Source organism: Chromobacterium rhizoryzae, from assembly GCF_020544465.1.
GTDB lineage: Bacteria > Pseudomonadota > Gammaproteobacteria > Burkholderiales > Chromobacteriaceae > Chromobacterium.
Map to the genome: position 1 here is coordinate 2,683,531 of NZ_CP066126.1, position 25,732 is coordinate 2,709,262.

25 protein-coding genes are annotated in these 25,732 nt (G+C 66.5%); 12 read left to right on the forward strand and 13 right to left on the reverse strand.

Annotated features, from left to right (window positions below; genetic code table 11):
* Positions 1-65: 65 nt before the first annotated feature.
* Positions 66-1,181 (reverse strand): succinylglutamate desuccinylase/aspartoacylase family protein, encoded by a 1,116-nt coding sequence (locus JC616_RS12160; protein WP_227103219.1) that lies wholly within the window; start codon positions 1,179-1,181, stop codon positions 66-68.
* Positions 1,182-1,299: 118 nt separating this feature from the next.
* Here JC616_RS12160 and JC616_RS24575 point away from each other — a divergent pair, with 118 nt between their 5' ends.
* On the forward strand, positions 1,300-1,773 hold the full coding sequence (locus JC616_RS24575) for an Lrp/AsnC family transcriptional regulator (RefSeq protein ID WP_107798939.1): 474 nt from the start codon (positions 1,300-1,302) through the stop codon (positions 1,771-1,773).
* Here JC616_RS24575 and JC616_RS12175 read toward each other — a convergent pair.
* The 4 genes from JC616_RS12175 to JC616_RS12190 form a co-directional block, all read right to left on the reverse strand.
* Complete coding sequence (locus tag JC616_RS12175) at positions 1,765-2,493, reverse strand: ABC transporter permease (protein ID WP_227103221.1); 729 nt, start codon at positions 2,491-2,493, stop codon at positions 1,765-1,767. The two genes, JC616_RS24575 and JC616_RS12175, sit on opposite strands and share 9 nt — an antisense overlap.
* A 10-nt stretch (positions 2,494-2,503) precedes the next feature.
* Positions 2,504-3,178, reverse strand: coding sequence for an ABC transporter permease (locus tag JC616_RS12180; RefSeq protein WP_227103223.1), 675 nt, complete (start codon positions 3,176-3,178; stop codon positions 2,504-2,506).
* Positions 3,179-3,422: 244 nt separating this feature from the next.
* Entirely contained in the window at positions 3,423-4,181 is a 759-nt protein-coding gene (locus tag JC616_RS12185) for a transporter substrate-binding domain-containing protein (RefSeq protein WP_107798936.1), read from the reverse strand.
* Positions 4,182-4,429: 248 nt separating this feature from the next.
* Positions 4,430-5,191 carry a dimethylarginine dimethylaminohydrolase family protein gene (locus JC616_RS12190; RefSeq protein WP_227103225.1) on the reverse strand — a complete coding sequence of 254 codons (762 nt, stop codon included), beginning with the start codon at positions 5,189-5,191 and terminating at the stop codon, positions 4,430-4,432.
* 282 nt (positions 5,192-5,473) lie between these two features.
* On the opposite strand from JC616_RS12190, the gene JC616_RS12195 reads away from it, so the two are divergent.
* A complete protein-coding gene (locus tag JC616_RS12195; RefSeq protein WP_227103227.1) occupies positions 5,474-6,382 on the forward strand; it encodes an aspartyl/asparaginyl beta-hydroxylase domain-containing protein in 909 nt (302 codons plus the stop codon).
* 6 nt (positions 6,383-6,388) lie between these two features.
* Here the strand turns inward: JC616_RS12195 and JC616_RS12200 are convergent, their stop codons facing one another.
* The 7 genes from JC616_RS12200 to JC616_RS12230 all read right to left on the reverse strand — a co-directional run bounded on the left by JC616_RS12200 (position 6,389) and on the right by JC616_RS12230 (position 12,060).
* On the reverse strand, positions 6,389-7,372 hold the full coding sequence (locus JC616_RS12200) for an amidohydrolase family protein (RefSeq protein WP_227103229.1): 984 nt from the start codon (positions 7,370-7,372) through the stop codon (positions 6,389-6,391).
* Positions 7,373-7,463: 91 nt separating this feature from the next.
* Positions 7,464-8,027 carry a 3-hydroxyanthranilate 3,4-dioxygenase gene (nbaC, locus tag JC616_RS12205; protein WP_107798933.1) on the reverse strand — a complete coding sequence of 188 codons (564 nt, stop codon included), beginning with the start codon at positions 8,025-8,027 and terminating at the stop codon, positions 7,464-7,466.
* A gap of 66 nt (positions 8,028-8,093) precedes the next feature.
* A complete protein-coding gene (locus tag JC616_RS12210; RefSeq protein WP_227103231.1) occupies positions 8,094-8,510 on the reverse strand; it encodes a RidA family protein in 417 nt (138 codons plus the stop codon).
* On the reverse strand, positions 8,507-9,286 hold the full coding sequence (locus JC616_RS12215; RefSeq protein ID WP_227103233.1) for a 2-keto-4-pentenoate hydratase: 780 nt from the start codon (positions 9,284-9,286) through the stop codon (positions 8,507-8,509). The genes JC616_RS12210 and JC616_RS12215 overlap by 4 nt, the downstream gene beginning before the upstream one ends.
* Positions 9,283-10,302, reverse strand: coding sequence for a 4-hydroxy-2-oxovalerate aldolase (dmpG, locus tag JC616_RS12220; protein ID WP_227103235.1), 1,020 nt, complete (start codon positions 10,300-10,302; stop codon positions 9,283-9,285). Before dmpG ends, JC616_RS12215 begins: the two co-directional genes overlap by 4 nt.
* Before the next feature lie 10 nt (positions 10,303-10,312).
* Positions 10,313-11,251 (reverse strand): acetaldehyde dehydrogenase (acetylating), encoded by a 939-nt coding sequence (locus JC616_RS12225; protein ID WP_227103237.1) that lies wholly within the window; start codon positions 11,249-11,251, stop codon positions 10,313-10,315.
* Positions 11,248-12,060, reverse strand: coding sequence for a 2-keto-4-pentenoate hydratase (locus tag JC616_RS12230; protein WP_227103239.1), 813 nt, complete (start codon positions 12,058-12,060; stop codon positions 11,248-11,250). Before JC616_RS12230 ends, JC616_RS12225 begins: the two co-directional genes overlap by 4 nt.
* Positions 12,061-12,232: 172 nt before the next feature.
* Between JC616_RS12230 and JC616_RS12235 the strand changes: the two genes are divergently transcribed.
* The 3 genes from JC616_RS12235 (at position 12,233) to JC616_RS12245 (ending at position 16,306) form a co-directional block, all read left to right on the forward strand.
* The gene (locus JC616_RS12235; protein ID WP_227103242.1) at positions 12,233-13,210 is read left to right on the forward strand and encodes a LysR substrate-binding domain-containing protein; all 978 of its coding nucleotides are present in this window, start codon (positions 12,233-12,235) and stop codon (positions 13,208-13,210) included.
* 268 nt (positions 13,211-13,478) lie between these two features.
* Positions 13,479-14,942 carry a 2-hydroxymuconic semialdehyde dehydrogenase gene (locus JC616_RS12240; RefSeq protein ID WP_227103243.1) on the forward strand — a complete coding sequence of 488 codons (1,464 nt, stop codon included), beginning with the start codon at positions 13,479-13,481 and terminating at the stop codon, positions 14,940-14,942.
* Positions 14,943-14,962: 20 nt separating this feature from the next.
* On the forward strand, positions 14,963-16,306 hold the full coding sequence (locus JC616_RS12245) for an MFS transporter (protein WP_227103245.1): 1,344 nt from the start codon (positions 14,963-14,965) through the stop codon (positions 16,304-16,306).
* Positions 16,307-16,313: 7 nt separating this feature from the next.
* Here JC616_RS12245 and JC616_RS12250 read toward each other — a convergent pair whose 3' ends face one another.
* Positions 16,314-16,886 (reverse strand): hypothetical protein, encoded by a 573-nt coding sequence (locus tag JC616_RS12250; RefSeq protein ID WP_227103247.1) that lies wholly within the window; start codon positions 16,884-16,886, stop codon positions 16,314-16,316.
* 406 nt (positions 16,887-17,292) lie between these two features.
* On the opposite strand from JC616_RS12250, the gene wecB reads away from it, so the two are divergent.
* The 7 genes from wecB to JC616_RS12285 are packed head-to-tail and all read left to right on the forward strand — an operon-like array spanning position 17,293 to position 25,547.
* Positions 17,293-18,462: a non-hydrolyzing UDP-N-acetylglucosamine 2-epimerase gene (wecB, locus tag JC616_RS12255; protein ID WP_227103249.1), complete on the forward strand. Its 1,170-nt coding sequence runs from the start codon at positions 17,293-17,295 to the stop codon at positions 18,460-18,462.
* A 2-nt stretch (positions 18,463-18,464) separates the two neighbouring features.
* Positions 18,465-20,066, forward strand: coding sequence for a glycosyltransferase family 2 protein (locus JC616_RS12260; protein WP_227103251.1), 1,602 nt, complete (start codon positions 18,465-18,467; stop codon positions 20,064-20,066).
* A complete protein-coding gene (locus JC616_RS12265) occupies positions 20,063-21,073 on the forward strand; it encodes a bactofilin family protein (protein ID WP_227103253.1) in 1,011 nt (336 codons plus the stop codon). The genes JC616_RS12260 and JC616_RS12265 overlap by 4 nt, the downstream gene beginning before the upstream one ends.
* Complete coding sequence (locus JC616_RS12270; protein WP_227103255.1) at positions 21,070-22,038, forward strand: hypothetical protein; 969 nt, start codon at positions 21,070-21,072, stop codon at positions 22,036-22,038. Before JC616_RS12265 ends, JC616_RS12270 begins: the two co-directional genes overlap by 4 nt.
* Entirely contained in the window at positions 22,035-23,912 is a 1,878-nt protein-coding gene (locus JC616_RS12275) for a polysaccharide deacetylase family protein (protein WP_227103257.1), read from the forward strand. Before JC616_RS12270 ends, JC616_RS12275 begins: the two co-directional genes overlap by 4 nt.
* Positions 23,902-24,765 carry a YaiO family outer membrane beta-barrel protein gene (locus tag JC616_RS12280; RefSeq protein ID WP_227103259.1) on the forward strand — a complete coding sequence of 288 codons (864 nt, stop codon included), beginning with the start codon at positions 23,902-23,904 and terminating at the stop codon, positions 24,763-24,765. The genes JC616_RS12275 and JC616_RS12280 overlap by 11 nt, the downstream gene beginning before the upstream one ends.
* Complete coding sequence (locus JC616_RS12285) at positions 24,762-25,547, forward strand: hypothetical protein (RefSeq protein WP_227103262.1); 786 nt, start codon at positions 24,762-24,764, stop codon at positions 25,545-25,547. The genes JC616_RS12280 and JC616_RS12285 overlap by 4 nt, the downstream gene beginning before the upstream one ends.
* Positions 25,548-25,732: the final 185 nt, after the last annotated feature.

Sequence of the window (25,732 nt, forward strand, 5' to 3'; positions counted from 1 at the left end):
GCGGGCGGCAAATCATTCTACTGACAGTACGCGTTGCGGCCATGCCGGAAACATGACGCAAACGTTCAAGCAAGCGACACGCGCGCGCCGGCGTCGGCCCGGCCCAGAATGCGGCACAGCTCCATGCCGGCCTGGGCGTAGCGCAGCGGGTGGCTGACGTAGAGCAGGCCCGCCGCCGGGCTGAGCACCGGGACGACCCGGTTTTCCAGCGGGTCGATCAGCTCCAGCAGCGGCTGGCCGCGCTCCACTTCCGCGCCGACCGCGCAATGGCGCAGCACCAGGCCGGGCGCGGGCGCGCTCACGCTGGTCATGCCGCGCCAGGTCCATGGCGCGGGCACCGGCGGCGGCAAGGCCGGCGCGGCGCCGGCGATGTGGCCGCGGCTTTGCAGATAGGCGTACAAAGCCTCAGCGTCCCGCCGCGCCTGGCCGTGGTCCAGATCGCCCTGCCCGCGCAGCTCCACCGTGGCGGCCACGCAGCCCAGCGGCAGCGGATGCGCCGGCCCCAGTTCGCCGGCCAGCCGCCACCAGCTCTGGCCGCAGGATTCCTCGAAAGTCGTGCCGCCCGGCGCCTCGTTCAAGACCGCCGCGGCCACGCCCAGATAGCGCGCCAGCGGCTCCAGCGCCGGCCAGAACGGCGCGTCGGCGTACACGTGCAGCAGCGCCTGGCTGTCGCAATGCAGGTCCAGCACCAGATCGCTGTCCAGCGCCAGCCGGCTCAGGGCAAGGCGCAGCGCCTCCAGTTCCGTGACCGGGGTTTGCGCGTCCAGCGTGGCGCGCATCCGGGCGCGCACCGTCCGCAGATTGGCGGCGGCGGCGTCGCCAAGATTGGCTTCCAGGCCGGGGCGCAGCAGCGGGTGGAAATCGGTGAAGCGGCGGTTGAAGTTCTCGCCGCTGCGCAGTTCGAAACGCCCGGGCTGCTGCTGCAACAGCGCCTGGGCCAGCCCGATGGGATTGGCCGCCGGCACCAGCACGATTTCGCCGCGCAGCAGGCCGGCCGCTTCGGCCTGGTCCAGCAGCCGGCGCAGATGGTGGATCACCAGCATGCCGGGCAGTTCGTCCGCGTGCAGGCTGGCCTGCAAATAGGCCTTGGGCCCGGCGCCGCGCCGGCCGTAATGCAGGCTCAAGAGTTCGCGCCGCATGCCTATGCTGGCCTGCGGCAACGCCTGGGTGACGAGCTCCATAAAACGCCCTCCCTTTACATGTCATTGAAATATCAAAACCACGCTGGACGCGCCGCCTTGACACTGTCGGCGCCTGAGGCTCAAATCATCAGGCAGCCCATCCATCCTGAAACCCGCCATGAACGACAAGAAACCCAGCCTGGACCGTATCGACCTGAAAATCCTCGCCGCTTTGCAAGCCGACGGCCGCATGTCCTTTCAACGTTTGTCCGAGCAGGTCAACCTGACGCCTCGGCCCTGCCTGGAGCGCGTGCGCCGGCTGGAAAAAGCCGGCGTGATCCGCGGCTACCGCGCCGTGGTGCAGCTGCCGGAACCGGCCTACCCCGTCATCGTGGTGGCCCAGGTGGCGCTGGCCGATCACGCGCTGTCGCAGCAGGCCTTCATCAAGGAACTGCAGCGCAGCGAGGCGGTGCTGGACGCCTGGCTGGTGGCCGGCAGCTTCGATTTCCAGGTGCGCGTCGGCTGTCGCGACATCCAGCAATACCGCGAGCTGGCCGAGCAATGGCTGAACAGCGCCGCCTTCAAGATCGACAAGATCATCACCATCACCGAGCTGCAGGAGATCAAGCGCAGCGCCGGCGCGCTAGGCTGAGCGCGGCCGCAGGAACTTCAGCCAGCGGCGTTCCGCCTGACGAAAGCCCGCCAGCAGCGCGAAGGTGCAGCCCAGGTAGATCGCCGCCGCCATCAGAAAAGGGAAAAACGGCGCGTAGGTGGCCGCGTACAAGGCGCGCGCCACGCCGGTGACGTCCAAGAGCGTGACCGTGGACGATAAGGCGGTGGCGTGCAGCAAAAACACCATTTCATTGCTCAGCACCGGTATCGAGCGCCGCAGCGCGCCGGGCAAGACGATGCGGCGGATGACCTGCGCCCGCGACATGCCGAAGGCCTCCGCCGCCATGATTTCCTCGCGCGGGTAGCCGGCGAGCGCGCCGGACAGGATTTCCTGCGCGTAAGCGGCGGTGTTCAACACATAGGCGAGGATGGCGCAGAAGGTGGCGTCGCGGAACAGCAGCCAGAACGGGTCTTCCGCCTGCCAGCCTTCTATCACCCAGCTGAATTGCGACACGCCGTAATAGATCAGCATCAGCTGCATGAACAAGGGCGTGCCGCGGAAGAAATAGCTGAAGGCGGCCACCGCCCAGCGCAGCGGCGCCGGGCCGTAGACCCTGAGCAGCGCCAGCAGCACCGCCAGCAACATGCCCAGGCCGCCGGACACCAGGAACAGCTTGGCGGTGAGCGCCAGCCCGCTCCATTGGCCGCCCTCTCCCCATAAATAGCTGGGCAAGGCGCGCAGGATTTCGTCTAGCGTCATCGTTTCCCCCTCAAAGCAGGCCGCGGCTGTAATGCAGCCTCAGCCAGCGGAACACCCCGCCGGAGGCGGCGGTGAACAGCAAATAGACCAGGCAGACCAGGAAATAGAACAGGAAAGGCATTTGGGTGGCGCGGCCGGCCTGCTCGGCGAGCCAGGCCATGTCCTCCAGGCCGATCAGCGAGACCAGCACCGCCGACTTCATCAGCGCCAGCCAGTTGTTGTTGATGCCGGGCAAGGCGTGGCGCAGCATCCGCGGAAACAGGATGCGCCGAAACAGCCACCATGGCCGCATGCCGTAGGCGACGCCGGCCTCCAACTGGCCGCGCGGCACCGCCAGGAAGGCGCTGCGGAAGGTTTCGGTGTAATAGGCGCCGAAGATGAAGCCTATGGTCAGCACCCCGGCCAGGAATTTGTCGAACTCCACCGCCGGCAGCCCCAAGGCCGCCAGCAGCAGATTGAAGACTTTCTCGCCGCCGTAGAACAGCAGCAGCATCATCACCAGTTCCGGAATGCCGCGGATCACCGTGGTGTAAGCGATGGACGCCGCCCGCAGCCAACGCGGCCCGAACAGCTTGACGCAGGCGTTGGCGAGGCCGAACAGCAGGGCCAGCCCCAGCGCGGCCAGCGCCACGCGCAGGCTGAGCCAGGCCCCGCTCAGCAACAGGGGCAGATAGGACGCCACCATGGCCGCCCTCCTTGGGGAAGCGGCCGGCGGGCGCCGGCCGGGGGTGGATAGGGATGGAAGCGGTACGCACGCCGCGCAGCAGACGATGAACTGGCTCTATAGAGCCTGTTCAAAGTCTCGCGAGCTAAGGCGAGGCAAGGCGAAAACAGCTGAGAAAGCGGAATGTACGCGTGGTACATGAGCATTTCGAAGCGGTACTCACCGTGCCACGTCTCACGAAGCGCAGCAGACATTGAACAGGTGCTTAGTGGTAGATATCGAAGCCGAAGTACTTCTTGCGTATCCCCTCGTACACCCCGTTGGCGCGGATGGCGGCGATGGCGCGGTTGATCGCCGCCTTCAGTTCCGGATCGTTCTTGCGCACCGCGACGGCCACCGGATTGGACTCGCCCAGCTTGGGACCGGCGAAGGCGAACTGCCGGCCGCGCTCAGTGCGCAGAAAGCTGGTCTCGGCCTGGATATTGTCCTGCAAGGCGGCGTCGATGCGGCCGGAGGCCAGGTCCAGGTAGACATTGTCCTGGTTGGCGTAGGTGACGATCTTGACCTTGCCGCCGCCCCAGTTGGCCTTGGCGTACTGCTCGTGCACCGAACCGGACTGCACGCCCACGGTCTTGCCGGCCAGCGACTGCGGCGTGGGCCGCAGCGGGCTGCCCTTGCGCGCCACCAGCTGCGAGGCGGACGCGTAGTATTTGTCGCTGAAATCCACCTGCTTCCGCCGCTCCGCCGTCACGTTGAGCGAGGCGATGACGGCATCGAACTTATTGGCGTTGAGCGCCGCTATCATGCTGTCGAACGGCTGCTTGACGAAAACGCAGCGGGCCTTGAGTTCGGCGCAGACGGCTTTGGCGATGTCCGGATCGAAGCCGGTGATCTCGCCGTTGGGCGCCAGCACGTCGAAGGGCGGGTAGCCGCCATCCACGCCCCAGCGGATTTGCTTGATGTCCTTGGCCAGCGACGGGCCGGCGCTCAGCGCCAGCAAGAGCGCGATGCTGATGGTTTTCATCTGGTTTCTCCTTGAGAGCCTGTTCCTCGCCGGCTCAGCGTCGGCGACAGGTTCTGAATCTTCCCGGCTCTGCGGCCGGTGGCGAATGAAACGGCGCTGCTTTTAGAACGTGTTTATGATCTAGCGAGCTAGAGCGAGACAAGGCGAAAACGGCTGAAAAAGCGGAGTGTACACACGGTACATGAGCATTTTGAAGCCGTACTCACTGTGTGACGCTCCACGACGCGCAGCAGATCGTAAACAGGTTCTTAGAAACGCAGGGACATGCAGGTCAAGCCCCCGTCCATCTTGCGGATTTCGCTGGTGTCGGTCTCGATGATGGGCAGGCCCAGGGTCTTCAGCTTGCGCAGAGTGTCCGGGTAGCCGCTGGGCGTGATCAGGGTGTCGTTGATCCACAGGGTGTTGCCGGCGTACTCCTCGTCCCTGGCCAGCACGATCTGCTGATAGCCGTGGAACACCGGATCGTCGGCGCGGTCTTCGGACAGGATCAGTGTGTTGCGGCCCACGTAGTTGACGATGGATTTCAGATGCAGGCCGGCGCTGACTTCCACCGCGGTGACGACATAGCCGAACTTTTCCACCGCGGCGGCGAACTGGCTGACCCCGGCCTCGTTGGTGCGGCTGGTCAGGCCCACGAAGAAACGCTTGTCTATCATCAGCACGTCGCCGCCGTCCATGCGCGCGTCGCCGTCCATCGATACGGCGTGGCGGAAGCGGGACACCAGCGGCGCGATGCTGCGCACCTCGCCGCGGCGAGACGGCGCGCCGGGTTGGGTGAGCACCGCCAGTTCCGGCATCAGCACCGCGGTGTCTTCAACGAAATGGGCGTCGGGATAATCGGGCTGGGCCGGCAGCGTGCTGACGGTCAGGCCCAGGCTCAGCAGAATGTCCACGTAGTCGCGGAACTGGGCGCGGGTCAGCGCCGGGTCCGGCGCGCCGATATCGGCGGTGGTCAGGCCGCCGGCCACGGTGTCGGCCGGCAAACGGGTGATCGCGTGGGTGAAATGCATGGGCAGGCTCCTTGGTCGGGCGGCCCGGCAAGCGAATGATTGCCGGGGACGGCGCGGGGCCGTTCTCGCTCGAACCATTCTAGGCAGCGCCCCTTGCGGGTGTCGGCCGTATGCGGCGGCCGGCACAGCCGGTTTCGGCTGTTTTCCGGCCCAATACAGCCGTTTGCGCGGCCCGCCGCGGGGGGCGGCGGCGGCAGGATTTTGCTAAACTATCCCAACTACCAGTCGTCCAAAACCGGTATTTGCTTGAAATTGAGCATATCCATGCACAGGCGAGCCCATATGCCGTATATCAAACTCTCCATCCTCCTCGTTTTCGCGCTCTGTACCGTCTACATCCACTATCGCGGCCGCCAACGTCTGGGTTTCTGGCGGCAGTTGACCGATCACTCCACCTTCATGGCGCCGATCAACTGCTTCTGCTACTTGTTCTCCACCTTGCCGGCCCGCCCCTATTTGCCCTTGCAACAGTTTCCGGAATTGCGGACGCTGAACGACAACTGGCAGCGCATCCGCACCGAGGCGCTGGCCCTGTCCGACGGCGGCGCGATCAAGGCCTCCGACCGTTACGACGATCTGGGCTTCAATTCCTTCTTCAAAACCGGCTGGAAGCGCTTCTATCTCAAGTGGTACGACCAGCCGCACCCGTCCGCGGCCAAGCTGTGTCCGTACACCACCGCCTTGCTGGAGGGCATTCCCACGGTGAAGGCGGCGATGTTCGCCAGCCTGCCGCCGGGCAGCCGCCTGGTGCGCCACCGCGACCCCTTCGCCGGATCGGTGCGCTTCCACCTGGGCCTGTCCACGCCGCAAAGCGAGGCCTGCTACATCGAGGTGGACGGCGAGCGCTATAGCTGGCGCGACGGCGAGGCGGTGCTGTTCGACGAAACCTATTTGCACCACGCCGAAAACGCCACCAAGCACCAGCGCATCATCCTGTTCTGCGATATCGAACGGCCGATGCGCTTCCGGCTCGCCGCCTGGTTCAACCGCCAGCTCAGCCGCCTGCTGCTGGGCGCCGCCAGCGCCCCCAATCAGGACGGGGACCGCACCGGCGCGCTCAACCGCCTGTTCCGCTATGTGCAGGCGGTGCGGCTGTTCGGCAAGCGCATCAAGGCGCAGAGCCGCCTCGGCTATTACGCGCTGAAATGGCTGTTGTTCGGCGGCTTGTTGCTGGGCTGGCTGCTGAGTTGAGCCGCCCTATAAACTGAAGAAGGCCCGCGCATTGTCCGCCAGCAGCCGCCGGCGGACCTCGGCGTCCGCCACCGTCTCGCGGATCAGGCCGCCCACCGTCTGCTCGCCCAGCGGAAAAGGCGCGTCCGAGCCCAGCATCACCCGCTCCGCGCCCATGGTGTCGATCAATAGCCGCAGCGCGCCGGGATCGAACACCGCGGAATCCACGTAAAACCGGTCCAGATAGCTGGACGGCCGCCGCGGACAGTCTTCGCGCACGATGTCGCGCTGCTCCCAGGCGTTGTCCACCCGGCCCAATAGATAGGCGAAGCTGCCGCCGCCGTGGGCGAAGCAGATTTTCAGGCTGGCCGGCAGGCGTTCGAAAGCGCCGGACAGGATGAGCGACAGGATGGCCAGCTGGGTTTCCGCCGGCATCGACACCAGCCAGGGCAGCATCCAGCGCTTCATCCGCGCGCCGGCGCCCATCATGTCCCATGGATGCACCAGCAGCGGGATGTTCTCGGCCGCGCAATGACTGAGAAACGTCAGCAGGCCCGCGTCGTCCAGATCCCGCTCGCCGACGTGGTTGCCGATCTGCACGCCGATGTGGCCGGCGTCGCGGGCGCGGCTGGCTTCGCGGCAGGCGGCGTCCACGTCCTGCAAGGGCACTTGCGCCAGCACTTTCAAGCGTTGCGGCGCGATGGCCGCCATGTCCAGCGCACGGTCGTTCATCAGCTGCGCCCACGGCAAGGCGCGTTCTATCGGCGCGGCGTAGGCGAACATCACCGGCGTCGCGCACATGATCTGGATGTCTATGCCCTGCTCGTCCAGCCAGGCCAGCCGGCGCGCGCCGTCCCAAAGCGCGTCGTGCACCGGCCGGAACGGCTGCTCGCCCACCATGATCTGCCCGTTGCGGCCGGAGGTCTCCAGCCAGGGCCCGCGCCGCGGGTCCAGCCGGGCCGCCTCGGCCTGGCTGATCCGCGGGAAGAAATGGGAGTGGATGTCTATCATGGCTGCGTTTCTCGGTTAATTAAGCTTGCTTCAAGAATCGGTTCCCGTCTTGCGAGCTAGGGCGGGAACGCGGCGGTCATGGAACGGACGCTCAATGACGGGAGCGCTGCCGCAACTCATGCCAGGCGGCGTAATCCTTGCCGGGGTGGACGGTGCCGCAATGGCGGCAGCGGCGCTCGTCCTCGCTCAAGGCGTAAAACAGCTGATAGGCCTTGGGCAGATCGTCCACCAGGCTTTCCAGCTGCTTGGAGAAACGCCAGATCTCGGCGGCGCAGACCGGGCAGTACCATTGCAGGCTGTCGTACTGGCCGACCGGCCGCGGCTTCTCCACCAACAGGCATAGGCCGGGCTCGGGCCGTTGCGGCGAGTGGATGACGTGGGCCGGCAGCAGGAAGGCGTCGCCTTCGCGCAGCTCGATGCGATCGAAGCGCCCGCGGTCCCAGATCTCCAGATAGGCGTTGCCCTGGATCTGGTAGAAAATCTCCTCGGTGGGGTTGTCGTGAAAATCGGTGCGGGTATTCGGCCCGCCCACCATATTGATGATGTAGTCGCCGTCCGACCAAACGGCCGCATTGCACACCGGCGGCTTGAGCAGACCCTGGTTGCGCTGCGCCCAGTCCAGCAGATTGAGCGGCATGCCGTATTGCAGTTCCATCTCCTCTCTCCTTCTCTTGTGCTTGATTACACCTAAAAGAACCTACTCGCCGCCGTAAACACGTTCTTAAAGCGGCTTGTAGGCGATCGCCTTGATCTCAATGCGCAAATGCGGATGCGGCAGCTGATGCACCGCCACCGTGGTCCGCGTCGGCCCTTCCTCGTCGAAGTAGTCGGCGTAAACCCGGTTGTATGCGGCGAAATCGTTCATATCCACCAGGTAGGCGCTGATTTCAACCACATCGGCCAGCCCGGCGCCGGCCGTGGCCAGGATGTCGCGGATATTCTCGATCACCGCCCGGGTTTGCAAGGCGATGTCCAGCCGCGTCGCGCCCATGGCGTCGGCCTCGGCGCCGGCGATGCTGTTGTCCGGCCGCCGCGAACTGGTGCCGGAGACAAAGAGGAAGTCCCCGGCCCGCTTCAGGTGCGGAAAGCGGCCGCGCGGCGCGGCCTTGCCGCTGACGGTGGTGGCTTGGGTGCTCATGCGGCGCTCCCTTCGGTTTCAAACTCGCAGCGGCCCAGGCCGGCGATCTCCACGCCAACGTGCAGGCCTGCGCGCAAGGGCTCGGCCGCGGTGGCCGCGCCGGCCAGCAGCAAGGAGCCGGCCGGCAGCGTGCGCCCTTCCGCGTGCAGCAGCGCGGACACTTCCATCAGCGCGCGCAGCGGCTGGCCCAGGATGGCGGCGCTGCTGCCCAGCTGCACCGGCCGGCCGTTGAAGCGCAGCGTCACGCCCAGATTGTCCAGCGGCGTGTCCGGCGGGCTCAGCGGGCCGACGACGAAATGGGACGATGAGCAGTTGTCCGCCACCACGTCCTCCAGGCTGAAACGGAAGTCGCGGTAGCGCGAATCGATGATTTCCAGCGCCGGCGCCACGCCGGCCAGCGCCAGCCCGGCCTCGGCCAGGGACAGCGGCCGCGAGATCTCCTGCGCGGTGATGAAGGCGATTTCCGGCTCCACCCGCGGATGGATCAGGCGGCCCAGCGCCAGTTCGCCTCCGTCCGCCAGTTGCATGGCGTCGGTCAGCTCGCCCCAGATCAGCGCGTCCACGCCCATTTGCACGCGCTTGGCCCGGCTGGTGAAGCCCAGCTTCAAGCCCAGCGCGCGCTCGCCGCGTTGCTGGCGCAGCGCGATGCCGGCCTGCTGGATGCGGTAGGCCTGCGCCAGATCGAAAGACCGCCGCGCGCTCAGTTGATCGACGGCTTCGCCGGTTTGGGTCGCGATGTCCAGTTCGCGGGCGCAGTTTTGAACAAAGTCCGTCATGCCGCGCCTCCTTTGGCCTTGAGCAAGTCCAGCGCCACGTCGACTATCATGTCCTCCTGCCCGCCCACCATGCGGCGGCGTCCCACTTCCAGCAGGATGTCCAGGGTTTTCAAGCCGTATTGCGCCGCCGCCGTTTCCGCATGGCGCAGGAAGCTGGAGTAGACGCCGGCGTAGCCCAGCGCCAGCGTCTCGCGGTCCACCCGCACCGGGCGGTCCTGGGTGGGCCGCACCAGATCGTCGGCCGCGTCCATCAGCCGGATCAGCTCGCAGCCGTGGTTCCAGCCCAGGCGCTCGGCGGCGGCGATGAACACTTCCAGCGGCGCGTTGCCGGCGCCGGCGCCCTGGCCGGCCAGCGAGGCGTCGACGCGGCGGCAGCCTTCTTCCACCGCCACAATGCTGTTGGCCACGCCCAGGGACAGATTGTGATGGGCGTGGATGCCGGTTTCCGTCTCCGGCCGCAGCACGTCGCGCAAGGCGCGGAAGCGGTCGCGCACCTGCTGCATCAGCAGAGCGCCGCCGGAATCCACCACGTAGACGCAATGGGCGCCGTAACTTTCCATCAGCTTGGCCTGCTCGGCCAATCGCTGCGGCGTGGTCATGTGCGACATCATCAGAAAGCCGACGGCGTCCATGCCCAGTTCCCGCGCGTAGCCGATGTGCTGTCTGGCGATGTCGGCCTCGGTGCAGTGGGTGGCGATGCGCGCAATGCGCGCGCCGGCGTCGTAGGCCTCGCGCAAGGCGCGCACGGTGGCGATGCCGGGCAGCAGCAAGGTGGCGATCTTGCTGTTGCGCACGGATTCGGCCGCCGCGGCGATCCACTCCACGTCGCTATGGGCGCCGAAGCCGTAGTTGAAGCTGGAACCCTCCAAGCCATCGCCGTGCGCCACCTCGATGGAGTCCACCCCGGCCGCGTCCAGCGCCGCGGCGATGGCGCGCACCTGGGCCAGCGAATAACGGTGACGGACCGCGTGCGAGCCGTCGCGCAGGGTCACGTCGGAAATATACAGTTTGTCCATGCCGGGCTCCTCAGGCTTGCAGCAGGCGGGCGGCGACGCGTTCGCCGCAGGCCATCGCCGCCGATGTCATGATGTCCAGATTGCCGGCGTAGGCCGGCAGATAGTGGGCCGCGCCTTCCACCTCGATGAAGACGGACACCTTGAGCCCGCCGCTCCGCGCCAGTTCCGGATAGGCCGTCAGCGCTTCCGCCGGCAGCGCCTCGAACTGCACCTCCTGCTTCAGCCGGTAGCCGGGCACATAGGCGCTGACCTTGTCCGCCATCGCGGCCACCGAACGGGCGATGGCGTCCCGGTCCGCCGGCGCGGTCAGGCAAAACACCGTGTCCCGCATCATCAGCGGCGGCTCCGCCGGGTTCAGGATGATGATGGCCTTGCCGCTGCGCGCGCCGCCGACGCCGACAATCGCCTGGGCGGTGGTTTCGGTGAATTCGTCGATATTGGCGCGCGTGCCGGGGCCGGCGGATTTGCTGGCGATGGAGGCGACGATTTCGCCGTAGAACACCGGCGTCGCCGCGGCCACCGCGGCCACGATGGGAATGGTGGCCTGGCCGCCGCAGGTGACCATATTGATGTTGGGCGCGTCCAGATGCGCGTCCAGGTTCACCGCCGGCACCACATGGGGGCCGATGGCGGCGGGCGTCAGGTCTATCACCCGGACGCCGCGCGGCCGCAGCAGCTGTTCGTGGCGCGCGTGGGCGCCGGCCGAGGTGGCGTCGAACACCAGGCGGATGTCGGCGGCGCCGGGCATGGCCAACAGACCTTCCACGCCCTGGTGGCTGGTGGCCAGGCCCAGGCGGCGCGCGCGGGCCAGGCCGTCGGAATCCGGATCGATGCCTATCATGGCGGCCAATTCCAGCTGCTGGCCGTGACGCAGGAGTTTGACCATCAGATCGCAACCGATATTGCCGGAACCGATGATGGCCGCTTTGACGCGAGCGGGATGGCTCATGAGGATGCTCCCTGAAGTGGGGCGAAGCGGGCCGACACTTCGCCCAGGCCCTGAATGCGGGCGGTGAACACGTCGCCGGCGCGCGCCGGCGCCATCGGCCCCAAGGCGCCGGTCAGCACGATGTCGCCGGCCTTGAGCGGCTCGCCGCGCCGCGCCATCGTGTCCGCCAGCCACAGCGCGGCCAATAAGGGATTGCCGAGACAGGCCGCGCCGGCGCCCACCGAGACCGGCTCGCCGCGCAGCTCCAATGTCATGCCGCAGCCGAGCAGATCGACGTCGGCCAGCCGCCGCGGCCGGTTGCCCAGCACGAAGAGGCCGCTGGACGCGTTGTCGGCGATGGTGTCGCTGATGCGGATATCCCAGCCGGCGATGCGGCTGTCCACGATCTCCAGCGCCGGCAAGACCGCGTCCACCGCCCGGAACAGATCCGCCAGCGTATGTTTGTCATGGTCCAGATCGCGCCCCAGCAGCAGCGCCACTTCCGCCTCTATCTTGGGCTGCAGCAGCCGCCGGCTGTCGATCTCCTCGCCGTCGCACACCGCCATGTCGGCAAACAGGCGGCCGAAATCCGGCTGCGCCACGCCCAGCTGCCGCTGCACCGCGGCCGAGGTCAGGCCGATCTTGCTGCCCACCAGCCGCCGGCCCTGGGCCTGCGCATGCCGGACATTCAGCGTTTGCACCTGATAGGCGGCGTCGACGTCTCCCTCGCCGAGCAGGCCGCGCACCGGCGCGCAGGGCTGGCCGGCGTCGGCGGCGCGACGCAGCTGCTCGGCGGCGGCTTGCAATGCGGATGGTGAAACTGGGCTCAAGGCGTTCTCCTTATTCAAGCGCTCCGGCGCGGACCAAACCGGCCGTATCAGTGGGACGCGTCCAGTCTATGGAGCGCGACGATAAGGAGAAAATGAATATCCGGGCTTCTGCTATTCCCTAAAGTTATGCCATAGTCTTCTGTCGCGCCGTCCCAACCGCACAGGAGCGCCGATGGACCCTCTCACGCCCTTTTCCGTTCACGATATGGTGTTGAACCGGCTCAAGCTGCGGCCGCTCTTGGTGTTCGACCGGGTGCTGCGCTGCCAGTCCATCGCCCGCGCCGCGCGCGAGCTGCACCTGACCCAGCCGGCGGTGACCAAGGCGATACGCGAGCTGGAGCAGCAGCTGGACACCGTGCTCTTCCTGCGCGGCAACCGCGGCGTGACGCCCACCGAATACGGGCTGCTGCTGGGCGAGCGCGTCAAGTCGGTGATCGCCGAGCTGCGCTATCTGACCGACGAGATCAACGCCTTCAAGGGCGGCATTTGCGGCCATGTCATCATCGGCACCCAGATCTCCGCCAGCGCCAGCCTGCTGCCGCAGGCCATCCTGCGGCTGAAGGCCCACGCGCCCAAGCTGCTGGTCACCGTGCGCGAGGGACCGCAGGATTATCTGTTCCCGGCGCTGGCCGCCGGCGAGCTGGACCTGGTGGTGGGCCGCCTGCCGGACCCGGAAGCGCCGCTCACCCGCAAGCTGCCCTTGCGCCACCAGCCGCTCTATCTGAACCGGCTGTGCATCGTGGCCGGCGGCCACCATCCGCTGCTGGCCGCGCCGCCGTCCCGCCTCGCCGAACTGCGCGACTGGCCGTGGATTCTGCCGCCGCCGGATTCGCCGGCCCGCCTGGTGGCCGAGCAGTTCTTCCACGACGCCGGCCTCCCGCTGCCGGACAATCTGCTGGAATCGCTGTCCTTGCTGACCAATGTCAATCTGCTGGTGGATTCGGACTGCCTGGGCCTGATGCCGCGGCTGGCGGCGCGCCGCTTCGCCGCCGCCAAGCTGCTGGCGGTGCTGCCGCTGGACGAGGTGGGGCCGCCCACCGCCGTCGGCTACTCGGTGCGCGCCGACAAGCCGCTGACGCCGGCGGCCCGGCAGATGATAGACAGCCTGAAACTGGCCGCCGCCGCGCTGGACGCGGCGGATCAGGTATAAGCGCGGGGAATAGCAAGACTCGATTTATTCATTTTCGCGCCCAAGGCCGCCTTTCCTACACTCGCCAATATTGCGTCGTCCCTTAAGAACGTGTTTACGATCTCGCGAGCTAAGGCGAGACAAGGCGAAAACGGTTGAGACAGCGGAGTGTACAGACGGTGCATGAGCATTTCGAAACCATTTTCAACGCCGTATCGCCGACGCGCAGCAGATCGTAAACAGGTTCTAAGACCGCGGCGTCCACCCCCCGTTGACGAGGATAGAAACCATGAGCCGCCCCGCCCTGCTGCCGCTGTACATCAATGGCCGATTCGAAGAGGAAGGCCAGCGCTTCGACAATATCAGCCCGGTGGACGGCCGGCTGTTGAACCAGGCGGTAGAAGCCGACGCCGTCCAGGTGGCCCGCGCCGTCCAGGCCGCCAGCGACGCGCTGCAAGGACCCTGGGGCCGCTATAGCGCGCCGGAGCGCGCCGCGCTGCTGCACAAGGTGGCCGACGGCATCCAGGCGCGTTTCGACGACTTCGTCGCCGCCGAGGTGGCCGACACCGGCCGGCCGCTGCACCTGGCGCGCACCTTGGACCTGCCGCGCGCCATCGCCAATTTCCGGACCTTCGCCGATCTCGCCGTCGCCCAGGTGGACGACTGCTGCGAAACGCCGCAGGCCGACGGCGGCCTGCTGTTCAACTACACCGTGCGCAAGCCGCTGGGCGTGGTGGCGGTGATCGCGCCGTGGAACCTGCCGCTGTTGCTGCTGACCTGGAAGCTGGGCCCCGCGCTGGCGATGGGCAATACCGTGGTGTGCAAGCCCTCCGAGGAAACGCCGTCGTCGGCCGCCCTGCTGGCCGAGGTGATGGACGCGGCCGGCGTTCCCGCCGGCGTGTTCAATCTGGTGCACGGCTTCGGCCCCGGCTCGGCCGGGGAACACCTGACCCGCGCGCCGCAAATCAGCGCCGTGTCCTTCACCGGCGAATCGCGCACCGGCAGCGCCATCATGAAGGCGGTGGCCGACGGCGTGAAGGACATCTCCTTCGAGCTGGGCGGCAAGAACGCCGCCGTGGTGTTCGCCGACGCCGACTTCGACGCGGCGGTGGCCGGGGTGGCCAGATCGTCCTTCTTCAATACCGGGCAGGTCTGCCTGTGCACCGAGCGGGTCTATGTGGAGCGCCCTATCTTCGAACGCTTCGTCGCCGCGCTGAAAGCCCGCGCCGAGGGCCTGAAACTGGGCTATCCGGACGAGGACGGCGTGGACCTGGGCCCGCTGGTGTCGCGCCAGCACCGCGAGAAGGTGCTGTCTTATTTCACGCTGGCGCGCGAGGAAGGCGCGGCGGTGGTGACCGGCGGCGAAACGCCGCAGTTCGGCGACGCGCGCGATCAAGGCGCTTATGTGCGCCCGACGATCTGGACCGGCCTGCCTGACCACGCCCGCTGCGTGCGCGAGGAAATCTTCGGCCCGGTCTGCCACATCGCGCCCTTCGACGACGACGAGGAGATCCTGCGCCGCGTCAACGACAGTCCCTACGGCCTGGCCTGCGCGCTGTGGACCCAGCGGCTGGACCGCGCCCACAGGCTGGCGCGGCGCGTCCAGGTCGGCATCGTCTGGGTCAACGCCTGGTACGCGCGCGATCTGCGCACCCCCTTCGGCGGCAGCAAGCTGTCCGGCCTCGGCCGCGAAGGCGGCCGCCATTCGCTGGATTTCTACTCCGACATCAGCAATGTCTGCGTCAAGCTGTGACGCGCCGGGAGAACGCCGCCATGTCCGCCGCCCTGGATGTTGACCGCTTCATCGACCGAAGCCGCCTGGGACCCTTTCACGCCGTCTTGCTGACGCTGTGCTTTCTGGTCATGTTCGCCGACGGCTACGACCTGGCGGCCCTGTCCTACATTGCACCCGCGCTGATGGAGCAGTGGGGGCTGAGCAAGCCGCAGCTGGGCCAGGCGCTCAGCGCCGCCCTGTTCGGCCTAGCCGGCGGCGCCTTGCTGGGCGGGCCGCTGGCCGACCGCCTGGGCCGCAAGCCCGCGGTGATCGCGTCGACGCTGCTGTTCGGCGTCGGCAGCCTGCTGACCGCGGCGGCGGACTCGCTGAACGCGCTCACCGTCTACCGCCTGTTCACCGGCATCGGCCTGGGCGCGGCGCTGCCCAATACCATCACCCTGCTGTCCGAATACAGCCCGGCGCGACGCCGCGCGCTGCTGGTCAGCGCCATGTTGTGCGGTTTTCCGCTGGGCGCCGGCGCCGGAGGCCTGTGCGCCGGCTGGCTGATTCCCTCTTACGGCTGGCGCGCGCCGCTGTGGCTGGGCGGGGTGTTCCCGCTGCTGCTGGCGCTGGCGCTATACCGCTGGCTGCCGGAATCGGTGCGCTATCTGGCGGCGCGCCGGCGCTCAGTCAACGAGATTAAAGCGCGGCTGCGCCGCCTCGCCGCCACGCCGGAACTGGAGCAAGCCGTCGCTTTCCGCCTGGGCGACGACGGCGACGCGCCGCGCGCCGGCCTGCGCGCGGTGCTGAGCCGGCCCTTGACGGCCGGCACCTTGCTGCTCTGGCTCAGCTGCTTCATGAGCATGTTGATCTATTACCTGGTGGTGAACTGGATGCCGCTGCTGTTGAAGGAGGCGGGCCTCTCGCTGAGCCGCTTCGCCTGGATCAGCGCGCTGTTTCCGCTGGGCGGCGGCGTCGGCTCCATTCTGCTGGGCTGGTGGATGGGCCGCGCCGAGCCGCACCGCCTGCTGGCGGCCAACTTCGCCGTCGCCGGCCTGCTGGCCTGGGCGATAGGCGCCGCCGTCGCCCAGGGCGAGCAAGGCGGACAGCTGGGCTTGCTGGTGTTCTGCATGGGCTTCGCCTCCGGCGGCGGGCAATCGGCGCTGGCCTCGCTGTCCGCCGCCTTTTATCCAACCCGCTGCCGCGCCAGCGGAGTGGGCGGCATGTACGGCGTCGGCCGCGGCGGCGCCATCTTCGGAGTGCTGGCCGGCGCCGAGCTGATGCGTCAGCAGGTGCGCCCGGACTGGATTTTCAGCATGCTGCTGTTGCCGGCCGCGCTCATCGCCGTCGCCCTCTTGTTCAAACGGCGAAGCTACGCCCCAGGCCCGGCCCGCGAGACTTGAACGGGCCCTACTCGGCCGGCGCCGCGCCGCCGGCCTTCAAGTCCTCCTCGTTGAAACTCATTTCCATCATCTCCCCGGCGGAGTCCCGGCACCCCACCGCGAAATCGGGCCGTTCCGGGCTCTTGCTCCCCGGGTGAATCCGGACGGAGACCACCTCCATGCAGTGCCGCGCCAGCGTCGCCCGGCGCCCCACCGCCGCCAGCTCCGACGCCCAGCGGCAAAAAGCGCCGGCGGCGAAGGCCTCGCCGCCGCACAGCTCCTCCTTGGCCTGCTCCGCGCCCGGCAACACCACGCCGGCGATTTCCCTCAGTTCCGCCTCGTTCCTGGCCTCGGCCTGCTGCTGGCTGGGCCAGACCGTGTACGTCAAGCCCGCCGCGCCGGCCAGCAGGACGACGATCACCGCGCCCGCATGCGCCCATTTGAGCCGGGACGCCGGCTCCGGCTCGCGCCGCGGCAACGGCTGCGGATACATTTCCTGATAAGGCGCCTGACACAGCGGGCAGGCGTAAGCCGGCGCCCTCCTATCGCGCGGCGCGTCGCCGCGCCAGTACCCGCAATGAAGGCATTGTTTCTTTTCCATGGGCACAACTCCCCAGATTGAAGCCGACCGCGCTCTCCGGCGCTTCGGGCCCGCTTCTCAAACGTTATTAGCGCCCGCATGCATATGTCCTCACATGCTAACAAAAAAATGCCATTGCAGTTTCACACCGTAATCCCGGCCCGGGCACTAGCGCTTCGGTCAGGTGCATTCCGGCGGAACCCTGCGATCGACGCCTGCGGATCCGCCCAATCCGCTACGGCCTCGGCCCGCTGGCGAATGAGCGCCTGACTCGCCCAATATTAAACCAATTGATTTAAACAAATATTTAACTTTGTTTCTAGCGAAACCTGTGCTAGCTTAATTTAAACAAACAAAAACAGTAGTTTTAACAAAACAAACAAAGTCAGCCGTATCAAGGCCCTGGAATCGCTGCAATGGAGACAATATGTTTACTGTACTGACAATCTTTGGCACCCGTCCGGAGGCCATCAAGATGGTGCCCGTGATCCACGCGCTGCAAGACTGCCCGGGCGTGGCGTCAAAAGTGTGCGTGACCGGCCAGCACCGCGAGATGCTGGATCAGGTCTTGGATTTTTTCGAGATCAAGCCGGACTTCGACCTGAAGCTGATGCAACAGGCTCAAGGCTTGGCCTCTTTGACCGCCAGACTGGTGGAAACCGTCGACAAGGTACTGGAGGAAGTCCAGCCCGACGTCGTGCTGGTTCACGGCGACACCGCCACCACGCTGGGCGCCAGCCTGGCGGCGTTTTACCGCAGGATTCCGATTGGACACGTGGAAGCGGGCTTGCGGACCGGAGACTTGTACTCCCCCTGGCCGGAGGAGATGAACCGCCGCGTCACCGATATTCTGGCGTCCTGGCATTTCGCCCCGACAGAGGAGTCTTGTCTCAATCTGCGCAATGAAAAGGTCGACCCCGAGCGGATCTTCATCACCGGCAACAGCGTCGTCGACACCCTGCTGCTGACGGTGAAGAAATTGGAGCAGCAGCCGGAGCTCAAGGCCGGCGTCGCCGCCGCCTTCTCCTATCTGCGGCCGGAGGCGAGAGTGGTGCTGGTCACCGGCCACCGCAGGGAGAAGTTCGGCGAGAAGTTCGAAAGCTTCTGCCGCGCGCTGGTCCAATTGGCGGAACGTTATCCGGACGTGGACATCGTCTACCCGGTGCATTTGAATCCCAATGTTCGCCAACCGGTGTACGCGCTGCTGTCCCGGGTGCGCAACATTCACCTGATCGAGCCGCTGCAATACCTGCCCTTCGTCTACCTGATGGCCCGTTGCCACCTGATCATCACCGACTCCGGCGGCATACAGGAAGAGGCGCCGGCGCTGGGCAAACCGGTTCTGGTCACCCGGGACACCACGGAAAGGCCTGAAGCGCTCGCGGCCGGCACCGCCAAGCTGGTGGGCACCGAAACGGATCTTATCGTCCGCCACGCCAGCGCCTTGCTGGACGACCAGGCGGCTTACCAGCGCATGTCTCAAGCCCACAACCCCTATGGCGACGGCAGCGCCGGCAGACGCATCGCCGCCATTCTCTCCGCCTTGCCGCGCCCGCGGCAGGCCGCCAGCGCTCACGCCTCCGCGCCGGGGAGATAGGAATGGCACCGCGAGCCCTGCTCTGGCTGATCCTGCTGATTTTCTGTTCGCCGGCCTGGTCCGCCAAGGAGCCGGCCGCCGCCGCCGGCCATCACGCTTCCCGGCGCGGCGCGGCCGCGTCGTCGGAAAGCCGGGCCGCCATGGAGGCGCTGCCCATGGACCCGGACGCGCTCCCCGCCGCCGTCCGTCCCTCCGTCAGCATCAAGGGGGCGTCGGACAACGTCGACCTGCGCCATACCCAGCAGCTGATCCTGGATCAGATCGAAGAAGCGCGCCGCCGCACGGTCAGCCAGGAGGACGATCCCCTGCTGCTGCGCGCCAGCGCCCAACCCTTCATCTGGCCCTTGCGCACGCTGAACCTGGTGCTGTACGGCGTGGTGCTCCTGATCATGGTGTACGCGGCGCGGCATATGGCCTTCACCTTGAACCGGCTGTTCGGCCATCAGCGTCATCCTTATCTGGACATTGAGACGGCGCATTGGCCCAAAGTCACGGTCTTCATCGCGGCGCACAACGAGGAGGCCGTGATCGCCGATGCGATGGAGGCCTTGCTCGAGTCCGACTACCCGCCGGGGCAAATGATCATCATGCCGGTCAACGACCGCTCGACGGACGGCACCCGCGCCATCATAGACCGCATCGCGGCGCGCAGGCCGGACGTGATCAGGCCCTTCCACCGCAGCCAGGGCAAGCCCGGCAAGGCCGCGGCGCTGAAGGACGCGACGGCCTTGATCGACACCGAGCTGTTCATCGTCTTCGACGCCGATTACCTGCCAAGCCGCGGCTTGCTCAAGCAATTGATCGCGCCGTTTTTCGATCCCGAGGTCGGCGCGGTGATGGGCCGCGTGGTGCCCTTGAATCCGGGCGCCAATCTGCTGACCCGCATGCTGGACATGGAGCGCGCCGGCGGCTATCAGGTGGACCAGCAGGCCAGGATGAATATGAAGCTGGTGCCGCAGTACGGCGGCACGGTCGGCGGCATCCGCGTCGCCGCGCTCAACAGCGTGGGCGGCTGGCACGACGACGTGCTGGCCGAAGACACCGATCTGACCTACCGGCTGCTGATCGGCGGCTGGCTCACGGTCTACACCAATCGCTCCGAGTGTTACGAGGAGGTGCCAGAAAGCTGGCCGGTGCGCATCCGGCAATTGATGCGCTGGACGCGCGGCCACAACCAGGCGCTGGCGCGGCACGTCGGCCGCCTGCTGAGCACCCGCGGGGTGCAAAAGCGGGAAAAACTGGACGGGCTCCTGCTGCTGGGCACTTACGCCATGTCCCCGCTCTTGCTGCTGGGCTGGGCCATTACCCTGCTGCTGTTCTTTTTCGACAGCATGTTGCCGTCTCCCGGCGTGTTGCTGATCCTGGCCCTGGTCTGCTACAGCGCGATGGGCAATTTCGCCGCCTTCTTCGAGATCGGCGTCGCCTGTTATCTGGACGGCAACGGCAAAAGGCTGCGCATTTTGCCTTTCGCCATTCTGGGTTTTCTCGTCAGCCTGGTCACCATTTCCCGCGCCACGCTGCAGCAGTCGCTGATCGAACCCTTCAAGAAAAACAGAACGCTGCATTGGGACAAAACCAAGCGTTATCGGAGGCAGCCGGGATGATGGCCTTGATCTATATCTTGGGCGTCGCGCCGCTGGTCGCCCTGCCGCTCTTGCCCGGCCTGCTGGAATTGCTGCGCAAGACCGACACCTCCGCGCTGGGCATCAACCGGCTGCATATCGGCACAGCCAACGTCTTCGCCCGCAACTATCGGCAGCGGCTGGACGCGCTGGACTCGGACGAATGGCGGCAAGACTGGAACGCCCGCCTGGAAGCCCTCGGACAAACACCCCGCCCCGTCGTGGACGAAGAAGTCTTGGCCGCGGGCGCGTTGCGCATCCCCGCCCACTTCAGCTTTCTGAAGGAAATCCATTGCGATGACGACATTGCCACCGGACCGGGCGCGATCCTGCGCAGCGTCCTGGCCGACGGCGAGCTGAGCCTGGGGCGAGGCAGCTCCATCCTGCGCTGGGCCGGCGCCCGGAACGTCCGCATCGAACCGGACAGCCAGCTGTTCGGACGGGCCGTGGCGGAGGAAACGCTGGACATTGCCGGCCCCATCCTGTTCCAGCGCATCCAAGCCGCAAACATACGCCTGGGAGACGCGCCGCCGCAGCAGGCCGCGGCCGGGCCGCTCAGGGAGGTGGACATCGGCGGCTTGCCCGCGGCCCATCCCTTTAACGCGGAAATGCGCCGGGCGGTGGTGGACGGCGATTTCCAGTTGCCGGCAAACAGCTTGTTGCGCGGCCACCTGGTGGTGCGCGGCGGCTTGCGCATCCGCGCCGGCTGCCGGATAGAAGGCAGCGTCAAGGCCAGCGGGCCGGTGCGCCTGGCCCGCGGTGTGGTCGTGACCGGCGCCGTCGTGTCCGACCACTCCATCATCTGCCGGGAACACTGCCAGCTGCTGGGCCCGGTCGTGGCGGACCGGCTCGTCGCCATCGGCGCCCATTCCGCGCTGGGCGCGCCGGACGCGCCCAACACCGTTTCTTCGCGCCGGGTCTTGCTGACACCGCCTCTGCGCGCGCACGGCACCATCTGGGCCCGCGTCCGTGGCAAGGTGCGCGGATGATGAAGCGTCTCTATCTGCTGCTGGCCTTGTGCTGCGGGGCGGGACAGGCCGCAGCCGGCCTGCTCAGCTGGCCCGGCTATCAAGACGAGGACGGCGCCATCCTGCTGCAAGCGCATGGTCGCCATGTCGACCCTTATTTCGCGATGAAAGCCTTGCTGACGGCCGACGAGCTGGGCCTGTCCATCGCCTCCGCCGCGGACGCCTGGACGGCGTGGCTGGTGCCCAGACAGGAAAGCAACGGCAGTTTTCCCCGTTTCGAACGCCAGGCCGATGGCGTTTGGCGTCGGGCGGCCGACGCCGACGCCGACGACTCCACGCTGGCCATGTGGATTTCCTTGCTGAACCGACGCTACCGGCGACAAGAAATGCCGCCGGCCCTGCAGGCCTCGCTGGCGCGCGCCCGGCGCGCGCTGTGGCGGCTGAGGCAAGCGCGCAGCGGCGTTTACGATTACACAGCCGGCGCCAAGCTGGCTTACCTGATGGACAACGTCGAGGTCTACGCGGCGCTGCGCGACGACTGCGTCAACGCCGGCGCCAGCTGCCGGAGGATGCGCCAGCTGGCCGCGGCGCTGCCCAAGACCTTTTGGGAGGCGAAAACCCGGCGTTGGCGCGTCGCCAGCCGCGACATCCCGCCCATCGCCTTCTACCCGGAAGCCGCCGCGCAACTCTTCCCCGACATGGCGGATTTGCCGGCGATGCCGGGGCAGGCCTCCTTCGACGCCTGGCTGCGCGGCGAAGGCCGGCCCTGGCTTGTCCAGGACAAGGCTCATCTGGACTTTCCCTGGGGCGTGCTGGCCCTGGCCGCGCTGAGAGGCGGCCGCGAGGACGCGGCGCGCGCCTGGCTGCGACAGGCGGCGCCGGCGCGCGGAACGCCGCGCTGGAACGTGCTGGAGGAAGCGGTTTTTCAAGGATTGACGCACCGCCTGGCGACAGCGGCGGAGCAAGAACAAAGGCAGGAAGAATGAACAAGATTCGATCATGTCCTCTTTGGGTGTTCATCATCCTATTGCTTGGACTATTGCTGGCGGCAAGCGCGATCTGGCACAAGCTGAGCGCAAGCCGGACGCCGCCGCCCAGGGCCTTCATCGCCCTATTGCTGCCCGACAAGCCGGCCAGCAACAAATACGCGCTGGCCTGGCAGGACGCGGCCAACGAAGGCGGCGTGGCGATGATGCAGATCACCGCCAGCCAATTGGTGGACATGGAGCCGGAACAACGCGCCCGCATCCGCGGCATCATCTTGCCGGACACCATTCACCGCCATGTCGACGCGGCGCTGGCCGGGGTGCTGGAGGAATACGTGCAGGCGGGCGGCGCCTTATGGATCAATTACGACGCCGCCAGCGAAAACGCCGGCGGCCGCTTTCTGGACAAGCCGACGCTCGCTCGCATGGTGGGCGTGGATTATCTGCTGTACCGGGAACTGGGCAAGCAGATGGTGCGCAGGGACCTGATGCTGATGTCGCCGTCCACGGTGGCCGAACTCGGCATCACCCCCGGCCGCTTCCAGCCCTATGCCGGCGGCAAGCCCTCCTTGCTGCAGGCCTCGACCTACGGCTACGACCAGGCCGCCTTCAGTTATCTGGCGACCCGCGGTTCTTTCCAGGGACGGGTGCTGGCCGAAGGCCCGGACGGCACCTTGATTGCCGGCCTGCGGGATTACGGCCGCGGCAAAGTCTTGTTCGTCAATCTGCCGGTCACCTTTCTCAAGATACGCACCGACGGCCTGTGGCTGCAGTCCTATCTGAACTTTTTCAATACGCGGGTGCTGCATCTGCCTCAGCTCGCCTCGGTGCCGGACGGCGTCGGCGGCCTGGTGATGAACTGGCACGTGGACGACGCCAACGCCATCCCCTATCTGGACCTGCTGAAAAAACTGGGCTTTCTCGAGCAAGGCCCCTATTCCGTCCATTTCACCACCGGTCCGGACACCAATCAGCCCGGCGACCACCGGGGCATGGACCTTGCCCATAACGCGCAAGCCCAGGACTGGGTTCGCCGCTTGCGGGCGCTGGGTTACGACATCGGCGCGCACGGCGGCTGGATGCACAACTACTTCGCCTTCAACATCAACGAGCACAACGGCAAGCAGTGGGCGTCCTATCTCGCCAACAACAAGCAAGACCTGGAAAACCTCACCCAGCAAGCGCTCACCGAGTATTCGGCGCCCAACGGCCACCATCCGGACTGGGTGACCGCCTGGCTGCGCCAACACGGGGTGCTGGCTTATTACTATGTGGGCGATCTGTCCATGGGCCCCACCCGGACCTATATCGACCCCGCCGACATGCATGGCCGGCCCTGGGCCTTCCCGGTGTCGGCCAACGGCGGCATCGCCTCCTTCGAAGAAGCGGTGCGCAATAAGCTGCCCAGCGAGCAAATGACGCTTTGGCTGCAGGACATGACCCGCTTCGCCGTGCAACAGCGAGTGGCGCGCCTGGTCTATTTCCACCCGCCGGGCGTCTACTTCTATCAGCAGACGGTCAAGCAATGGCTGGCTCAAACCCGGGCGCTGCGCGACCAGGGCGTCTTTCACTGGTACACGATGACCCAGCTGTCCCGCTTCCTGTCCCAGCGCGAACTGACTCAATGGCAAGTCGCGCCGGCGGAAGGCCGGGACGCGTCCTGGGTCAGCGTGAGCGCGCACAACCCAGGCAGCCTGGCGCGGCAAAGCTGGCTGCTGCCCAAAAGCTCGGCAAGACCGGTGCTGCGCTCCGGCAAAGCGGAGATAGAAGCGCTGCCGGACGCCTGGCGCGTCAGCGCCCAATCCGGGCAGGACCTGCGCTTTGACTATCTGCAAACAACGAGCGACACGACGGAGACCCGCCATGCTCAGTAAACCACTCGCCCACCTCTGCCTATTGGCCTGCTGCCTTGCCGGCCAAGCCCGCGCCGACGAGGCCGCCGCCCCGGAGGCGGCCGAAGCCTCGCCGGCCGCCGCCGATGTCGAGACGGAAGCCTCGACGCCGGAGCCGTACTCCTGGGCGCGCAGCATCGAAATCGGCGGACAGCATTCCAGCCTCACCGCAAACAATCCCGCCTGGAACGGCGTCTATCTGTCCGGGGTATGGCAAACCGACGCCGGCAACGTCTTCGACTGGATCGCGGAGCAGGACAGCCGTTTCGGCGAACACGGCATCGCCTTGAACGCGGGCTGGAACCACGACATCAACCCGGACTGGTACAGCCGGCTGGAATTGGGGCGCAGCAGCAGCGGCACCTTCTGGCCCGGCACCCATTACGGCGCCGCCCTCAACCGCAAATGGCTGCCCGGCCGCAATCTGGTCAGCACCTTCGGCCTGGCCTACAACGACAACCGCCAAGGCTATAGCGATCGCATTCTGACCCTGGGCATGGCTTATTACTTCGACTCGCCCTGGGTGGTGGAAGGCGGCGTGCACCGCACGCTGAGCAATCCCGGCAGCGTGAGTTCGATGCAGGCTTACGGCGCGGTGACCTATGGACGCGACCGCTGGCGCCTGATCACCCTGGCCGTCAACGCCGGCGGCGAGGGCTATATGCCCATCGGCGTCGACCAGCCCAAGCAAAGCTTCGACAGCCAGCTCTATCAACTGAGCTGGAGGGAATGGATAGGCCGGCATTGGGGCATCCATGTCGGGGTCGAGCGCTACCACAGCCCTTATTACGACCGCTCCGGCATCACCACCGCCGTGTTCTGGAACCTGCCATGAGCCTTCAAGAACGTCTGCAACACTTCAAGGCGGTCCGCCACACCGGTCACGGCGGCGAGCGCATCTCCCTGCACCGGGCCATGCGCACCGAGCCGTTCCGGCGTCTGCGCTGGCTGGAAATCCTCGGCTTGCCGCTGCTGTTCAATCTCTTGCTGCTCGCCTTCCTGCCGCAGACGCTCGCCTTTTGGCAGGCGGTTACGGAGTGGAGCATCGCGGCGACCGGCGTGCCCGCCCAGCTCTCCCGCCTGGAGATACTGGACGGGCGGATACCGGGTTTATGGCTGCCGTGGCTGGATCTGCCGGCCTCGGTGCCCTCGTTCTGGCAATGGTGGAGCAATGGGCTTGCCGGCTTGCTGCTGCTGTTGCTGTCGTTCTTGATCAGCCCGGAAAACATGCCGCTGCGCTATCTGCTGCGCTTATTCGTCATCATCCAGGCTTGCGCCTGCGTGTACTTCGCCTTCTTGCCGGCGGCCTTCAGCCACTCGCTTCCCGAATATCACAGCTCCTGCCTGACCTTTGTGCTGACCTTGCTGTTCTTGATGCCCTGGGTGCACGCGCTGACCTTTCACGTGCTGGAAAAGCCGCTCTGGCACAAGCTTGCCCTGAGCGGCGCGTCCCTCGCCTACCTGTTGCTGGAAGCGCCGCTGCATTATTTCGCCACCGCCTTGGTGCTGCATTACGGCTCGCTGCTGTTCATGCCCCTGCTCTTCATACTGGGCAGCCTGATGATGGAAGTCATGATGATGATTGCGCTGTACGCCTGGGCGATGAGTTGGGAATAAGAACCTGTTTACGATCCGCTGCGCGTCGTGAAACGTGACACGGCGAGTACCGCTTCGAAATGCTCACCTACCCCTTGTACATTCCGCTTTCTCAGCCGTTTTCGCCTTGTCTCGCTCTAGCTCGCGAGATCGTAAACACGTTCTAAGAGCGGCATCGGCGCGAAACATCTCCGCCGCCTCTCATT

Coding starts and splice junctions, on each gene's coding strand:
- JC616_RS12160 (WP_227103219.1), bottom strand. CDS start 1,181: ATGGAGCTCGTCACCCAGGCGTTGCCGCAGGCCAGCATAGGCATGCGG.
- JC616_RS24575 (WP_107798939.1), top strand. CDS start 1,300: ATGAACGACAAGAAACCCAGCCTGGACCGTATCGACCTGAAAATCCTC.
- JC616_RS12175 (WP_227103221.1), bottom strand. CDS start 2,493: ATGACGCTAGACGAAATCCTGCGCGCCTTGCCCAGCTATTTATGGGGA.
- JC616_RS12180 (WP_227103223.1), bottom strand. CDS start 3,178: ATGGTGGCGTCCTATCTGCCCCTGTTGCTGAGCGGGGCCTGGCTCAGC.
- JC616_RS12185 (WP_107798936.1), bottom strand. CDS start 4,181: ATGAAAACCATCAGCATCGCGCTCTTGCTGGCGCTGAGCGCCGGCCCG.
- JC616_RS12190 (WP_227103225.1), bottom strand. CDS start 5,191: ATGCATTTCACCCACGCGATCACCCGTTTGCCGGCCGACACCGTGGCC.
- JC616_RS12195 (WP_227103227.1), top strand. CDS start 5,474: ATGCCGTATATCAAACTCTCCATCCTCCTCGTTTTCGCGCTCTGTACC.
- JC616_RS12200 (WP_227103229.1), bottom strand. CDS start 7,372: ATGATAGACATCCACTCCCATTTCTTCCCGCGGATCAGCCAGGCCGAG.
- nbaC (WP_107798933.1), bottom strand. CDS start 8,027: ATGGAACTGCAATACGGCATGCCGCTCAATCTGCTGGACTGGGCGCAG.
- JC616_RS12210 (WP_227103231.1), bottom strand. CDS start 8,510: ATGAGCACCCAAGCCACCACCGTCAGCGGCAAGGCCGCGCCGCGCGGC.
- JC616_RS12215 (WP_227103233.1), bottom strand. CDS start 9,286: ATGACGGACTTTGTTCAAAACTGCGCCCGCGAACTGGACATCGCGACC.
- dmpG (WP_227103235.1), bottom strand. CDS start 10,302: ATGGACAAACTGTATATTTCCGACGTGACCCTGCGCGACGGCTCGCAC.
- JC616_RS12225 (WP_227103237.1), bottom strand. CDS start 11,251: ATGAGCCATCCCGCTCGCGTCAAAGCGGCCATCATCGGTTCCGGCAAT.
- JC616_RS12235 (WP_227103242.1), top strand. CDS start 12,233: ATGGACCCTCTCACGCCCTTTTCCGTTCACGATATGGTGTTGAACCGG.
- JC616_RS12240 (WP_227103243.1), top strand. CDS start 13,479: ATGAGCCGCCCCGCCCTGCTGCCGCTGTACATCAATGGCCGATTCGAA.
- JC616_RS12245 (WP_227103245.1), top strand. CDS start 14,963: ATGTCCGCCGCCCTGGATGTTGACCGCTTCATCGACCGAAGCCGCCTG.
- JC616_RS12250 (WP_227103247.1), bottom strand. CDS start 16,886: ATGGAAAAGAAACAATGCCTTCATTGCGGGTACTGGCGCGGCGACGCG.
- wecB (WP_227103249.1), top strand. CDS start 17,293: ATGTTTACTGTACTGACAATCTTTGGCACCCGTCCGGAGGCCATCAAG.
- JC616_RS12260 (WP_227103251.1), top strand. CDS start 18,465: ATGGCACCGCGAGCCCTGCTCTGGCTGATCCTGCTGATTTTCTGTTCG.
- JC616_RS12265 (WP_227103253.1), top strand. CDS start 20,063: ATGATGGCCTTGATCTATATCTTGGGCGTCGCGCCGCTGGTCGCCCTG.
- JC616_RS12270 (WP_227103255.1), top strand. CDS start 21,070: ATGATGAAGCGTCTCTATCTGCTGCTGGCCTTGTGCTGCGGGGCGGGA.
- JC616_RS12275 (WP_227103257.1), top strand. CDS start 22,035: ATGAACAAGATTCGATCATGTCCTCTTTGGGTGTTCATCATCCTATTG.
- JC616_RS12280 (WP_227103259.1), top strand. CDS start 23,902: ATGCTCAGTAAACCACTCGCCCACCTCTGCCTATTGGCCTGCTGCCTT.
- JC616_RS12285 (WP_227103262.1), top strand. CDS start 24,762: ATGAGCCTTCAAGAACGTCTGCAACACTTCAAGGCGGTCCGCCACACC.